Raw genomic sequence first — 13,483 nt, forward strand, 5'->3', positions numbered from 1 at the left:
GATGAGCCAGGCGCAGGAGTTCGACCAGTCGGGCGGGGCGGGGCCCGCGGTGCCGCAGACCCGGACCGCCCGGCACCGCCGGATCGTGGACATCCTCAACCGGCAGCCGGTGCGCTCGCAGAGCCAGCTCGCCAAGCTGCTCGCCGACGACGGGCTCACCGTCACCCAGGCGACGCTCTCCCGGGACCTCGACGAGCTGAACGCGGTGAAGATCCGCAACACCGACGGCGAGCTGATCTACGCGGTGCCGAGCGAGGGGGGTTTCCGCACGCCCCGCGCCCCGCTGGGGGAGTCGGCCAAGGAGGAGCGGATGCGCCGCCTCTCCCAGGAGCTCCTGATCTCGGCGGAGGCCTCGGCGAACCTGGTCGTCCTGCGCACCCCGCCCGGCGCGGCCCAGTTCCTCGCCTCGGCGATCGACCAGGCGGAGCTCCAGGACATCCTGGGGACCATCGCCGGGGACGACACCCTGCTGCTCATCAGCCGTGATCCGACCGGCGGGCAGGCCCTCGCGGACCATCTGCTGCGCCTGGCCCAGAACGGCCACTGACGGCCGCCGACGGCCGCCGGCAGCCGCTGACACCCGCGTGCGGGGCCCCGCCGGCCGACGGACAATGGCCGTGTGATCTTCCGCGGCGAGCGGTCAGGCGGGCGGGCAATCCCCTGGCGGCCGTCGAACGTATACCGGGGTGTGTCGGGATTCCGGTTCCCCGTCGGCCGCCTCCCGGACGAGGCCCTGCTGTCCGGGCTGGCCACCGGAGACCCGGAGCTCGCCGAGCTCTTCGTACGGCGATTCCAGCACCGGGTCTTCGGGGTCGCCATGGCGGTCACCGGGGAGCAGCAGCTCGCCGAGGACGTCGCCCAGCAGACGTTCGAGCGCGCATGGCGGCATGCCCAGATCTACGACTCGCGCCGCGGCTCGGTCGGGACCTGGCTGACGACCATCGCGCACAACCTCGCCGTCGACGCCGTCCGCGCCCGGCGGACCGAACCGATGGCACCCGAGGACCTCGACCCCCTCCTCGACGCCGTCACCGAGACCCCCGAACGGTGGGCCCTGGCCGACGAGGCCTCCACCCAGCTCCGGGCCGCGCTGGCCCGGCTGCCGCGGGACCAGGCCCGGGCCCTGATGATGGCCGGCATCTACGGCATGACGGCCCAGCAGATCGCCGACGCGGAGCGGATCCCGCTGGGCACGGCCAAGACCCGGATCAGAGCCGCGATGGCGAAACTCCGCACCGCGCTCGCGTCCCCGAAGGGAGGCGACCATGTCCGGTGACGCGCACTGCGAGAAGCTGCGCGAGGTCGGCGCCGAACTGGCGCTGGGCGTCCTGCCCGGGCGCGAGCGGGCCGAGGCGGTCGCCCATCTGGACGGGTGCGCGGACTGCCGGGAGTACGTACGCCAACTCACCGGGATCGGCGACCGGTTGATCGGCCTGCTGCCGGAGAGCGACCCGCCGCCCGGCTTCGAGACCCGGGTGGCGCGCAGCCTGGCCGAGCAGACGGCGGGGCCGGAGGGCGCCCGGCCGGCCGGTGCCGCTCAGGGCCGGCGCGGCCGCGTCCGGCGCCTCCGGCTGCGGCTCGCGGCGGTCGCCGCCACCGCCGCGGTCGCCGTCGGCTTCGCAGGCTGGGCGATCGGCAGCGCCGTCGAGGGGGCCGTCACCGCCGCCTCGTCGCCCGCCGTCGAGTCCGAGCCCGTGCTGGTCGGGGACATGATCCCGGCCGGCGGCGGCCAGCCCGTCGGCGAGGTCTACGCCCACCCCGGCAGCCCCGCCTGGATCTTCGTGTCCGTCGCCCTCCCCGGCACCCCCTACAACGGCAAGGTCGCCTGCCTCCTCGCCCGCGCCGACGGTACGACCACGCGGGTCGGCGACTTCCCGCTGCGCGCCGGACGCGGCAACTGGGGCGTGGCGGTCCCCGTCGACCTCACCCGGTACTCCGCCGCCCGCCTCACCTCTCCCGACGGCACCGTCCTCGCCACCGCCCAGCTGCAGAAGGGCAAGGTGGTGACCCCGGTGGTGTGAACGGAGGTCAGGACAGCACCGCTCCCGTGCCGGGCCGGTGCAGCCGGGCGTACGGCCCCTGCCGCCCGAGCAGATCCGCGTGCGCGCCGTCCTCGACGACCCGGCCGCGGTCGAGCACCACGATCCGGGTGGCGTCGCGGACGGCCGGCAGCTGGTGCGAGACGACCACGGTGGTCCGCCCGGCCATGAGCCGGCGCAGCGGCTCCATCACCCGCCGCGCCGAGCGGACGTCCAGCCCGGCGGTCGGCTCGTCCAGGAGGAGCACCGGTGCGTCCCGGACCATCGCCCGGGCGATCGCCAGCCGTCGGCACTGTCCGCCGGAGAGCGTCCGGCCGCGCTGTCCGACGAGGGTGTCGTAGCCGTCCGGGAGCCGCTCGATGAACTCGTGGGCGTCCGCGGCCCGCGCCGCCGCGACGATCTCCGCCTCCGTGGCCGACGGCCGGCCGTAGGCGATGTTCTCCCGCACGGTGCCGTGGAAGACGAGCGTCTCCTGCAGCACCACGGCGATGTTCTCCCGGACGTCGGTCAGGCTGAGTTCGCGCAGATCGGTCCCGTCGAGCCGGACCGCGCCCCGGTCGGGGTCGTAGAACCGCAACTGCAGCTTCGCGAGCGTGGACTTGCCCGCCCCGCTCGCCCCGACCAGCGCCAGCGTCTCCCCGGGAGCCGCCCGGAACGACACGTCCGACAGCGCCCAGGCCGCCGTACCGGGATAGCGGAACCACACCCCGTCGAACTCCACGGCACCCCGTGCCCGGCCGATCCGGCGTGCCCCGGCCGCCTCGGTCACCTGGGGCCGCTCGTCGAGCAGTTCGATGATGCGTTCCGCGGCGGCGGAGGCCGTGTAGAAGGTGGTGCCGAGCCCGGACAGCCCGTGGACCGGGCTGTACAGCTTGCCGATCAGCGCGAGGAACACCAGCAGTCCGCCGAGCGTGAGCTGGCCCTGGGCCAGCTTCCAGGTGCCGAGAGCCAGCACCGCGAGGCCGCCCGCCACCTCCACGAACTCGACCACCGGCGTGTACACGGCATGGATCCGAGCCGAGGCCATCGCCGCCCGGAACCGGCCGGTGCTCTCCCGCTCGAACCGGCGTGCCTCCCAGTCCTGCCGGTTGTACGCCTGCACGAGGACGACGTTGCCCAGCGACTCCTCGGCGATCGCGCCGAGCGCCCCGCCACGGCGCCTGCGCTCCCGGGAGGCCTCCCTGACCAGCCGCGAGAAGTGCCGGGCCGAGCCCCAGAACAGCGGTACGACGACGAGGGCGAGCAGGGTCAGGTCCCAGCGGAGGTAGAAGAGCATGCCGAGGTAGACGCCCAGGCTGATCAGGTAGTACAGGGCGTCCGCGACACCCGAGAGCAGGAACGTCTCCACCGCGTCGACGTCGCCCGTGACCCTGGACAGCACGTCCCCGAGCCGCCGGCGTTCGAAGAAGCCGAGCGAGAGCCCCTGGACATGCCGGAACACCCCGGAGCGCAGCGTGAGCAGGAAGCGTTCGCCGACCCAGGTGGACGTCACGTCGTCGGCGAAGCCGAGGGCGCCGGAGCAGAGGACGAGGCCCAGGTAGGCGGGCGCGATCCACAGCAGAGGTCGCAACTCCCGCGCGACGAGCACGTCGTCGACGACGAACTTGAAGAGCCACAGCTCCGCGGCGTCGAACACGGGGGAGGTCAGGCTCAGCAGGACGAGCGGCACGAGCCAGCGGCGGCCGCCGTGGGTGTACGGCCAGAACCGCCGGAAGACCTCGCGTGGGGAGACCGGGGGAGCGGCCGCGACCACGGTGCCGGAGGGTTCGCCGGCCGACAGCAGACGCCGCAGCACTTGCGCCATGACAGGGTTCCTCGGAAACCGCCGACGGAGCGGACCGGCTGACCCGGCGCCGGTCCGCTCCGCCTTCAGGTGTGGTCAGTAGCGGTCGTGCCCGTGCCGGTCGCCGTGGTCGTGCCGGTGCCCGTGGCGGTCGTGGCGGTCGCGATCGTGGTCGTGGCCGTGCCCGTGGTCGTGGCCGTGACGGTCGTTGTGATCGCGGTCGCGGTCCCGATGGTTGAACGGCATGAGGTTGCTGAAGACGGCCATGGTGTTCCTCCCGAAACTTGCTTCACAGGGGGTACGGCCGAAGGGGGAGTTTGGATGGCGTTCGGTGGGATAAATCCGAAAAATGTCGCAGCTGTGTGCGCTCAGCGTTCGTCCGCGGGTGGTTCGTGGCTGGTCGCGCAGTTCCCCGCGCCCCTTACGGGGCGCTGCAGTCGCGTCGGCTACATAGCTGCGGGCAGGCGTGCCGCAGGGCGGCACGGGTGGGCGCAGCGGCACCCGGCAAGCGCCGGTGAGCGTCCCCACCCGCCACCTCAGCCCAGACGGGCGGCCAGCCCCCCGGTGCACCGCACCTCGTCCCCCGCAGTGATCAACAGCCCCTCCACATCCGGCAGCGACTCCAGCCACGTCAACCCGGCCCGCGATCCCATCGCGAACGCCGCCGTGGCCCAGCAGTCCACCCACGTCAGCCGCGGACCCACCACCGTCACCGCCACCAGGTCCGTCACCGCCGACTTCCCCGTCCGCGGATCGACGATATGGGCGCCCCGCTCCGCCGTCCCCGACGTCGCCACCGCCAGCTCCTCGACCCCCGCCGCCGAGATCACCGCCGCCAGCCCACCGGGCCGGAGCGGATCGGCGATCCCCACCCGCCACGCCCGCGTCGGCTCGGGCGCGCCGAACATCTGGACGTCACCGCCGCCGTTCACACTCACACCGCTCACCCCGGCCACCTGCCGGAGCACCCGCGCCGCCCGCTCGGCGGACCAGCCCTTCACGATCCCGGTGGGATCGAGCCGCCCCCGGTAGCGCGTGCTGAACCAGCCGTCGCTCACCCGCTCCGCCTCGGCCGCCAGCTCCAGCACCTCGGCCACCTCGGGATCGCAGTCGGCGACGCCGATCTCCTCCCGCGCCAGCCGGGACACCTGGCTGTCCTCGCGGTAGGTGCTGAACACCTCGTCGACCCGGTGCAGCCCGGCGACCGCCTCTTCGAGGGCCGCCCGTACGGCATCCGGATCCCCGCCGCGGACGTCGAAGGAGAAGACCGTCCCCATGACCTCCTCCGCATGACGCACCGCGGCGGGAGCTTCCGCGGACTCGGCCACGGTCTCAGCCACCGGCCTGGTCCAGCGCCGACTGCAGCGACTGCTTGTAGCCGGTGCTGGTGTAGGTGGCCCCGGAGACGGAGTCGATGTTGGCGTTCCCGGCCGCCACCGCCTCCTGGTTGAGCTTCGGGACGGAGAGCGCGGTCTTCTGGTCGCTGGTGCCGCCGCTGGGCGCCTGCACCGCCTCCGCCTTGGTGATCTTCCCGCCGGAGACGGTGATCCGGACCTGGACCGGCCCGTACTGGGTCTGCGCGACCTGCCCGGTCACCGTCTTGGCCTGCGCCTGCGCGGACCCGGACGAGGAAGAGGAGCCCGACGAACCGGAGGCGCTCGCCTCCTTCAGCTTGTCCAGCGCCGACTGCAGCGACTGCTTGTAGCCGGTGCTCGTGTACGTCGCCCCCGAGACCGAGTCGATGTTCGCGCTCTGCGCCGCCACCGTCTCCTTGTTCAGCTGCGGCACCGACAGCGCGGTCTTCTGGTCGCTGGTGCCGCCCTTGGGCGCCTGGATCGCCTGGGCCTGGGTGATCTTGCCGTTGGCGACGGTCAGCCGGACCTGTACGACCCCGTACTGCGTCTGGGTCGCGTCCCCGTCCACCGTCGTGGCCCCGGCGGCTCCGGTGCCGCCCTGCGGCGACTCCTGTCCCGCCGCAGCGGCCGACGGGGCCGCGCCCGCCGCCGACGCGGACGCCGGGTCCGACGACGGCTTCAGCGACAGCAGCAGCACGACACCGGACACGGTCGCCGCAGTGGCCAGCACCACACGCCTGATGGGGTGACTCTTCCTCATCGCTTACGAACTCCCGATTCCCTGGATTCCCGTGTGGTCCCGTCGCTCACATCTCGAACGACTCGTGATGGATGCGGCGGGCGGGAACTCCCGCGCCGCGCAGTGCTTCGTACACGCCCTGCGCGAACCCGGGCGGGCCGCACATGAAGACGTCGTGGTTGTCGATGTCCGGGATCTTCCGCTGGAGGTTCTCGGCGGAGATGTCAGGACGCTCGCCCTCCGGGCTGTTGACCGCGTACATCAGCCGGGCCCCGCGCTCGTTGGCGATCTTCGCCAGTTCGTCCCAGAGGGCCAGGTCCTGCGTGGTGTTGGCCCGGTAGAGCAGGGTCAGGTCGCCCGCGGCGCCGGGCAGCGTCTCGAACAGCGCCCGCATGGGCGTGATCCCGACGCCGCCCGCCACCAGCAGGACCTTGCCGCGGCTGCGCCGGGACGCGGTCATCGCCCCGTACGGCCCTTCGGCCCACACCTTGGTGCCGGGCCGTAGTTCGCGCAGCCGCGCGCTGTGGTCGCCGATCGCCTTGACGGTGATCCGCAGCATGTCGGGGCGGGGTGCCGCCGACAGGGAGTACGGGTGCGAGCTGAACCGCATCCCGGGGGCCATGAACCGCCAGCGGAAGAACTGGCCGGCCTCCGCGCCCATCCGGTGCAGCTTGCGCCCGCCGATCAGCACCGACACGATGCCCGGCGTCTCCTCGATGACCGCCTCGACCCGCATGCGGTGCCGCAGGTTGAGCCGGATCGGGGTGAGGATCCGGTACCAGACCACCAGCGCGGTGACCGCGCCGTACAGCCCGTACCAGAAGGTCTTGGCCATCGGCGTGAGCGCGAAGTCGTTGCCGGTGGTGATCTGGTGCCAGAAGGTCAGGAACACCGCCGCGTACGTCAGCAGGTGCACGTGGTACCAGGTGTCGTACGGCATCCGGCGCCGGACCGGGCCGATCGAGGTCAGGCCGATGACGACGAACAGGCCGGTGCCGATGGCGGCCTTGCCCATGTCGGGGAGCTGGTTCACGGAGTCGATGGTCTGCTGGACGATGTCGTTCAGCGTCTTGCCGGCCTGCAGCGCGTAGCCCCACATGATGAGGAAGACGTGCGCGAAGACCAGGCAGAGCGTGTAGCGGCCGCTCATCGCGTGCCAGCGGGCGACGCGGTCGGAGCCGACCCGCCGCTCCAGCGCGGGCACCCGGGCCATCTGGAGCACCACCAGTGCCATCAGATAGCCCGCCAGCAGGCCGGTGATCCGGCCCGCGTTGAGGATCTTGCCGTTCTGGTCGGCGATGGACGGGGTGTTGTGCCACCACAGCCACAGCACGGCCGCCGCGCCCGCCCATACGGCGAGCAGCAGCGGAACTGCCGGGGAGCGGCGCGGGCGGATGCGGCGCATCGTCTGTCGTCGGGCGGCACGTCCGCCTGCGAGCGTGGTGGTCACGGTTCCTCCGTAGGGAATTGACCCTTGGCCCACAGATACGTGCCGTACTGCCCGAGTGTTCAGAGACCCGCGGAGTCCAGTGCGGACTGGAGTGACTGCTGGTAGCCCTGGCTGGTGTAGGTGGCCCCGGAGACGGTGTCGATGCTCGCGCTCTGCGCCGCCAGCGCCTCGCTGCGCAGCTGCGGCAGGGCGTAGTCGTTGATCTGCTGGTCCCTGGGGTTGTCCGACGGGTACTGGAGCGCCGTGACGTCGGTGATCTTGCCGTTCTTGATGGTCACCTTCACCTGGACGGGGCCCCAGCGGGTCTGGACGGTGTCCCCGGTGACGGTCTTGGTGCCGGTGCTGCTGCTCCCGGACTTGCCGGAGCTGCCGGAGCTGCCCGAGCCGCTGCTCGCGCCCGGTGAGGCGCTCGCGGCGGCCGACGGGGCGGGGGCCGCCGAGTCGGTGATCACGGTCGGGGCGGTGTGCGGCTTCAGCGCCAGCAGCATCACTATCCCGGAGACGGTGGCGGCACTCGCCAGCATGATGCGGCGCAGCGGCCGGTTCTTGTTCAGTGCGTGCACGACAGGGGCCTCACAGCTCGAACGACTCGTGGTGGATACGGCGGTCCGGCACTCCGGCGGCCCGCAGCGCGCCGTACAGCTCCTGGGCGAAGCCGTGCGGGCCGCAGATGTACACGTCGTGCCCGGCGAGACCGGGGACGGTCGCCCGCAGCGCGTCCGCCGTGAGGGCGGGGCGTTCGCCGCGCGGACCGTTGAGGGCGTAGAGCACCCGGGCCCCGCGCCACCGCGCGATCGCCTCCAGCTCGCCGCCCAGCGCCAGGTCCTCGGCGCTACGCGCCCGGTAGAGCAGCGTGACCTCGCCGGGCAGCGTCTCGAAGAGCGCCCGCAGCGGGGTGACCCCGACGCCGGCCGCGATCAGCAGGGAGCGGTGGCCGGTGGCCCGGTCGGCGGTGAGGGAGCCGTACGGCCCCTCCGCCCACACCCGGGTACCGGGGCGCAGCAGCGCCACGGCCGTGCTGTGGTCGCCGAGAGCTTTGACCGTGATCCGCAGCAGGTCGCCGCGCGGCGGCGCCGACAGCGAGTACGGCGTGGACGCCCAGCCCATGCCGTCGCCGCCGAAGAACCGCCAGCGGAAGAACTGCCCCGCCTGCGCGCCCAGTTCACCGATCCGCCGGCCCCGCACCACGACGGAGTACACGCCGGGCGCCTCCTGCTGCACGGACTCCACCCGCAGCCGGTGCCGGAGGTTGAGCCGCACCGGCGCCAGCAGCCGGAACCACACCACCAGAGCCGCGACCCCCAGGTACAGCGCGTACCAGAAGGCGGTGGCGACCGGCTTGCCGTTGAAGTCGTTGCCCAGCGTCAGCTGGTGGAAGAAGGCGAGGAAGACGGCCGCGTAGGTGAGGAGGTGGACGTAGTACCAGAACTCGTAGCTGGTACGCCGGCGCGCCGCGCGCATCGAGGTGATGCCGACGGCGAAGAGGATCACCGTGCCGGCGGTCGCCTTGAGCATGTCGGGGTAGTCCAGGACGACGTTCAACGTCTCGTGGACGATCGAGGCGTGGTCCTGGGCCGCGTATCCGGTGAGGATCAGCGCGATGTGCGCGACCAGCAGACACACCGTGTACCGCCCGGCCATCGCATGCCACCGCGCCACCCGGTCGGAGCCGACCCGGACCTCCAGCAGCGGCACCCGGGCCATCAGGCCGACGAGCACCGCGCAGGCGTACCCGCACAGCAGCCCGGCCATCCGCCCGGCCCCGGTCAGCCAGCCGGCCGCTCCGACGACCGAGCCGGTGTCCGACCACCACAGCACGATCACGGCCGCCGCTCCGGCCCACAGCACGGCGAGCACGGCGGCGGCGGGGGAGCGGCGCGTGGCCACGGCGGGCACGGCCGGGGCCGTATGCCGTTCGTCCACGGTCGTCATGAGTCGGGTCCTTTCTCCGTCCGGTGCCGCCACTGTGCAGCCCGAACCTCTGAGGGACCTCTCAGTCCCCGCCCTGCTCAGCGCACTCAGAGCAAACTCAGAGCACCCGTGGTCCCTCCTCGCCACCCGCAGGGGCGATGCTGGTAGACGCGATGAACACGACCCGCTCCGGCCGCCCCGCCCTCACCCGCCCCGACGGCACCCCGCTCCGCGTCCTCGTCGTCGACGACGACCCCGACCTCGCGGAGGTCCTCACCGGCGCCCTGCGCTACGAGGGCTGGGAGGTCCGCGCGGCCGGCGACGGCGCGGCCGCACTGGCCACGGCCCGGGAGCTGCTGCCGGACGCGGTGGTCCTCGACGTGATGCTCCCGGACACCGACGGCTTCGCCGTGCTCCGCTCGCTGCACCAGGTGAAGCCGGACGTCTGTGTGCTCTTCCTCACCGCCCGGGACGCCGTCGAGGACCGTATCGCCGGTATCACCGCGGGCGGCGACGACTACGTCACCAAGCCCTTCAGCCTGGAGGAGGTGGTCGCCCGGCTGCGCGGCCTGCTGCGCCGCGCCGGCATGGCCCGCCAGCAGGAGGACGGTCCCCGGCTGGTCGTCGGAGATCTGACCATGGACGAGGAGGCCCGCGAGGTGACCCGGGCGGGCGAGCTGATCGAGCTCTCCCCGACCGAGTTCGAGCTCCTCCGCTTCCTGATGCGCAACCCGCGCCGCGTCCTCAGCAAGGCACAGATCCTCGACCGCGTCTGGTCCTACGACTTCGGCGGCCGCGCCCATGTCGTCGAGCTGTACATCTCCTACCTGCGCAAGAAGGTGGACTCGGGCCGCGAACCCATGATCCACACGGTCCGCGGCGCGGGCTACGTCCTCAAGCCGGTGACCAGGTGACCAGGGTGAATCTCCTGCGACGGCTACGGCACCTGCCCCGCCCCCGCACCCTCCGGGCCCGCCTCACCGCGGGCCTGGTCGTGCTGCTGGCGGTGAGCTGTGCGGCCGTGGGCGTCGCGGCGGTGGTCGAACTGAACGGCTTCCTCACGGGCCGCCTGGACCAGCAGCTCCAGCAGACCGGCGCGAGCTTCCCGCAGTCCCTCGAACACGGGACGTTCAAGCCCAGCGACCGGGACGGCGACGAGCACGGCGACACCCGCCGCCAGGCCGCCGGCACCTTCGGCGCCCGCCTGCTCAAGGGCCGGGTCACCAACGCGGCCCTGATCCCCTCCGGAGCCGACCCGGACCTGACCGTCGCCCTCACGGACCACGACCGTGCGGCCCTCGCCGCACTGCAGGTGGACGGCCGCGGCCACACGGTCCCCCTCTCCTCGATCGGCGACTACCGGCTGCTGGCCTGGACGGGCCGCGACGGCGACGTCCTGATCACCGGTCTGCCCCTGGAGCCGGTACGGGCCACCGTCCACCGCCTGGAGCTGGTCGCCGCCGGCGTCTTCGGCCTCGCCCTCGCCACCGCGGGGGTGGCCGGCGCCCTCTGGGTCCGCTGGTCCCTGCGTCCGCTGAGCCGGGTCGCGGCCACGGCCACCCGGGTCAGCGAACTCTCACTCGCCAGCGGCGAGGTGGCCCTGCCGCCCCGGGCCCCCGAATCCGACCCCCGCAGCGAGGTCGGCCGGGTGGCCGCCGCCTTCAACCGCATGCTGGGCCATGTCGAGGACGCGCTGACGAAACGCCACGCGAGCGAGGAACGCCTGCGCTCCTTCGCGGCCGACGCCAGCCACGAACTGCGCACCCCGGTCGCTTCGGTCCGCGGCCACGCGGAACTGGCGCTGCTCCACCCGGGCCCCCTGCCCCCCGAGATCACCCGGGCCCTGGAACGCATCGCCGCCGAGTCCTCCCGCATGGGCGAGATGGTCGACGACCTCCTCCTCCTGGCCCGCCTGGACGCCGGCCGCCCCCTGGAGAGCCACCCGGTCGACCTCACCCACCTCGTCCTGGACGCGGTCACGGACGCCCGTGCCGCGGGCCCCGACCACCGCTGGACCCTCGACCTCCCCGAAGAACCGGTGACGGTGACCGGCGACACCCACCGCCTCCAACAGGTACTGGCCAACCTGCTGGCCAACGCACGTCTGCACACCCCCGCCGGCACGAAGGTGACGGTGACCCTGGAGACGGACGACGCGACGGCGGTCCTCCACGTCCACGACGACGGCCCCGGCATTCCCCCGGACATCCAGCCCGGCGTCTTCGAACGCTTCACCAGAGCAGAACACCGCCGCCGCGCGGACGCCTCCGGAGGCGGAGCGGGCCTGGGCCTGTCGATCGTGGCGGCGGTGGTGGAGGCGCACGGGGGGACGGTGGCCCTGGAAAGCGCCCCGGGATCGACGACGTTCACGGTCGGGCTTCCGGCAACCGGTGCGCGGAGCGCTACAGAGCTGTGAGGCGGAGGGGCCGGCCGGCCCGTGCGGCGGCGTTGGCCGAGGCGAGGACCGCGTTGGCCGCGGCCCGCCAGTCGCGTGCGGGCTGCCAGTCCGGCAGCCCGAACGATCCGTGGACGTGGCCGGGCAGGGTCCGGCTGACCGCCTGCACGCCGGCGTCACGCAACCGGGCCGCATAGGCCTCGCACTCGTCCCTGCGCGGGTCGAACTCCGCGTTGACGAGGTAGGCGGGTGCCACGCCGTCGAGGCTGGGGGCGAAGAGCGGGGACGCGTAGGGGTGGGCCCGCTCGGCGAGCGAGGAGAGGTAGAGATCGATCATGGCGAGGTCCGCCTCGCGTGTCGTGTCGTGTTCCGGACGAGGGTGCCGCCACGCGCTCGACGTCTTGGTGAGGTCGGTGCCGGCGGCCTCCAGCAGCTGCAGGGCGATGGCGGGGCCGCCCAGGTCCCGTGCCATCAGCGCGACCACGGCCGCGAGGTTCCCGCCCGCGGACGCACCGCCCACCGTGACGGCGCCGCGTGCGATGCCGTGTCGCTCGGCGTCCGCGACCAGCCCCGTCAACGCGGTGTAGCAGTCGTCGGCGCCGGCCGGGAACCGGTGTTCCGGAGCCAGCCGGTACTCGACCGACGCCACGAGGCACGCGGCGTCGTGGGCGCGTCGGGAGAGCAGCCCGTCCAGATCCCCGGCCAGCGCGGAGCCGAGGACGACCCCGCCGCCGTGGAAGTAGACGTGCAGCGGAAGGCCGCCGTCACCGGCGGGCCGGTACAGACGGACCGGGACGTCCCCGATCGTGATGTCGCTGATCTCGACGTCGTCCACCGGCCCGTCGGAGAGGTCCGGCGCCCGCCAGGCCCGCAGTTGCGGGAGCGCGGCCTCGATGTCCTGGACCCCTTCCCCCATCGACCGGTACTGCTCCAGCAGCGCACGGACGGGGGCGGCCAGTTCCTTCGTCATCCATCCTCCCCTTAGGTGGGATGTTTAGTGATGCAAGATCTATCGGTGGGACGATAGGTCGGGCCTGGTGTGGCGTCAAGGGTTCGCAGGGAAGCCGTCCGTCGCCGGGGGTGCGGTCTCTTCGCGCCGGTTGCGCCGCTCATTGCTCGACGCGAGGTGCGCCCGCATGGCCGCGGCGGCCGACTCCGAGTCGCCGAGCAGGATGTGGTGGGCGATCAGCGCGTGCTCCTGGGCCGCGGCCCTGACGTCCGTGGGGGTGTGGTGTGCGGCGCGCATGAATCGTTCCAGCAGCTGGGCGGTGGTGTCGACGACGCTGAGATAGAGGCGGTTGTGCGCGGCCGCCGCGATCGAGCGGTGGAAGGCGACGTCTCGCGCGTAGAGGTCCTCGTCGCGGCGGACGGCGTCCTGGTAGGCGGCCAGGGCGGCACGGATCTCCTGTAGTTCCGCCTCTTCGGCGCGTGCGGCCGCTCGGGCCGCCGCGTCGACCTCCAGCAGGACGCGCAGTTCGAGGAGTTCGCCGACGGCCGCGTCCTGCAGCATCGCGGCCGTGAAGCCCTGTGTGATGGCCGAGCTGCCGTCGATCTTCTGGACCGTGGTCCCGGCGCCGGCGCGCACGTCCAGGACGCCCGTGGCGACCAGGCTCTGGACGGCCTCGCGCAGCGAGTTCCGGCCCACGCCGTAGCGCGTCATCAGCTCGCGTTCGGGCGGCAGCTTCGAGCCCTGCTCGAACACCCCCGAGGTGATGTCGTCGAGCAGTTGCTGGGCCACGATCTGGCCCCGGGTCCGCGCAGCCACGGGAGACGGCCTCCTGTCAGACGGTTGACGCCAAACATCCTTCATT

General features: G+C 72.8%; 14 protein-coding genes. 5 read left to right on the top strand and 9 right to left on the bottom strand.

Going from position 1 to position 13,483, the window contains the following annotated elements:
• Position 1 precedes the first annotated feature (1 nt).
• The 3 genes from KVT45_RS23225 (at position 2) to KVT45_RS23235 (ending at position 2,021) form a co-directional block, all read left to right on the top strand.
• Entirely contained in the window at positions 2-547 is a 546-nt protein-coding gene (locus KVT45_RS23225) for an arginine repressor (RefSeq protein WP_089103158.1), read from the top strand.
• 141 nt (positions 548-688) lie between these two features.
• Positions 689-1,276 carry an RNA polymerase sigma factor gene (locus tag KVT45_RS23230; protein ID WP_217550448.1) on the top strand — a complete coding sequence of 196 codons (588 nt, stop codon included), beginning with the start codon at positions 689-691 and terminating at the stop codon, positions 1,274-1,276.
• A complete protein-coding gene (locus KVT45_RS23235; RefSeq protein WP_217550450.1) occupies positions 1,266-2,021 on the top strand; it encodes a zf-HC2 domain-containing protein in 756 nt (251 codons plus the stop codon). The genes KVT45_RS23230 and KVT45_RS23235 overlap by 11 nt, the downstream gene beginning before the upstream one ends.
• A 7-nt stretch (positions 2,022-2,028) precedes the next feature.
• Here the strand turns inward: KVT45_RS23235 and KVT45_RS23240 are convergent, their stop codons facing one another.
• The 7 genes from KVT45_RS23240 to KVT45_RS23270 all read right to left on the bottom strand — a co-directional run bounded on the left by KVT45_RS23240 (position 2,029) and on the right by KVT45_RS23270 (position 9,298).
• Positions 2,029-3,843, bottom strand: coding sequence for an ABC transporter ATP-binding protein (locus tag KVT45_RS23240; protein ID WP_217550451.1), 1,815 nt, complete (start codon positions 3,841-3,843; stop codon positions 2,029-2,031).
• A 75-nt stretch (positions 3,844-3,918) separates the two neighbouring features.
• The gene (locus KVT45_RS23245; protein ID WP_217550452.1) at positions 3,919-4,089 is read right to left on the bottom strand and encodes a hypothetical protein; all 171 of its coding nucleotides are present in this window, start codon (positions 4,087-4,089) and stop codon (positions 3,919-3,921) included.
• Positions 4,090-4,358: 269 nt separating this feature from the next.
• Entirely contained in the window at positions 4,359-5,150 is a 792-nt protein-coding gene (locus tag KVT45_RS23250; protein WP_217550624.1) for an FAD:protein FMN transferase, read from the bottom strand.
• A 4-nt stretch (positions 5,151-5,154) separates the two neighbouring features.
• Positions 5,155-5,937, bottom strand: coding sequence for an FMN-binding protein (locus KVT45_RS23255; RefSeq protein WP_217550454.1), 783 nt, complete (start codon positions 5,935-5,937; stop codon positions 5,155-5,157).
• 46 nt (positions 5,938-5,983) lie between these two features.
• Positions 5,984-7,366, bottom strand: coding sequence for a ferric reductase-like transmembrane domain-containing protein (locus tag KVT45_RS23260; protein WP_217550456.1), 1,383 nt, complete (start codon positions 7,364-7,366; stop codon positions 5,984-5,986).
• 59 nt (positions 7,367-7,425) lie between these two features.
• On the bottom strand, positions 7,426-7,929 hold the full coding sequence (locus KVT45_RS23265; protein WP_217550458.1) for an FMN-binding protein: 504 nt from the start codon (positions 7,927-7,929) through the stop codon (positions 7,426-7,428).
• A 10-nt stretch (positions 7,930-7,939) separates the two neighbouring features.
• On the bottom strand, positions 7,940-9,298 hold the full coding sequence (locus KVT45_RS23270; protein WP_217550460.1) for a ferric reductase-like transmembrane domain-containing protein: 1,359 nt from the start codon (positions 9,296-9,298) through the stop codon (positions 7,940-7,942).
• Positions 9,299-9,450: 152 nt separating this feature from the next.
• Between KVT45_RS23270 and KVT45_RS23275 the strand changes: the two genes are divergently transcribed.
• Together KVT45_RS23275 and KVT45_RS23280 are read left to right on the top strand one after the other, a co-directional pair.
• Positions 9,451-10,191 carry a response regulator transcription factor gene (locus KVT45_RS23275; protein ID WP_217550462.1) on the top strand — a complete coding sequence of 247 codons (741 nt, stop codon included), beginning with the start codon at positions 9,451-9,453 and terminating at the stop codon, positions 10,189-10,191.
• Positions 10,192-10,196: 5 nt separating this feature from the next.
• Positions 10,197-11,693, top strand: a complete 1,497-nt coding sequence (locus KVT45_RS23280) for a HAMP domain-containing sensor histidine kinase (RefSeq protein WP_308310846.1) — start codon at positions 10,197-10,199, stop codon at positions 11,691-11,693.
• Here KVT45_RS23280 and KVT45_RS23285 read toward each other — a convergent pair.
• Complete coding sequence (locus KVT45_RS23285; RefSeq protein WP_217550464.1) at positions 11,680-12,642, bottom strand: alpha/beta hydrolase; 963 nt, start codon at positions 12,640-12,642, stop codon at positions 11,680-11,682. The genes KVT45_RS23280 and KVT45_RS23285 overlap by 14 nt on opposite strands.
• 75 nt (positions 12,643-12,717) lie before the next feature.
• Positions 12,718-13,437, bottom strand: coding sequence for a FadR/GntR family transcriptional regulator (locus KVT45_RS23290; RefSeq protein WP_217550466.1), 720 nt, complete (start codon positions 13,435-13,437; stop codon positions 12,718-12,720).
• Positions 13,438-13,483 lie beyond the last annotated feature (46 nt).

The sequence above is a fragment of the Streptomyces sp. GbtcB6 genome (assembly GCF_019091475.1).
Taxonomy (GTDB): Bacteria; Actinomycetota; Actinomycetes; order Streptomycetales; family Streptomycetaceae; genus Streptomyces; species Streptomyces hyaluromycini.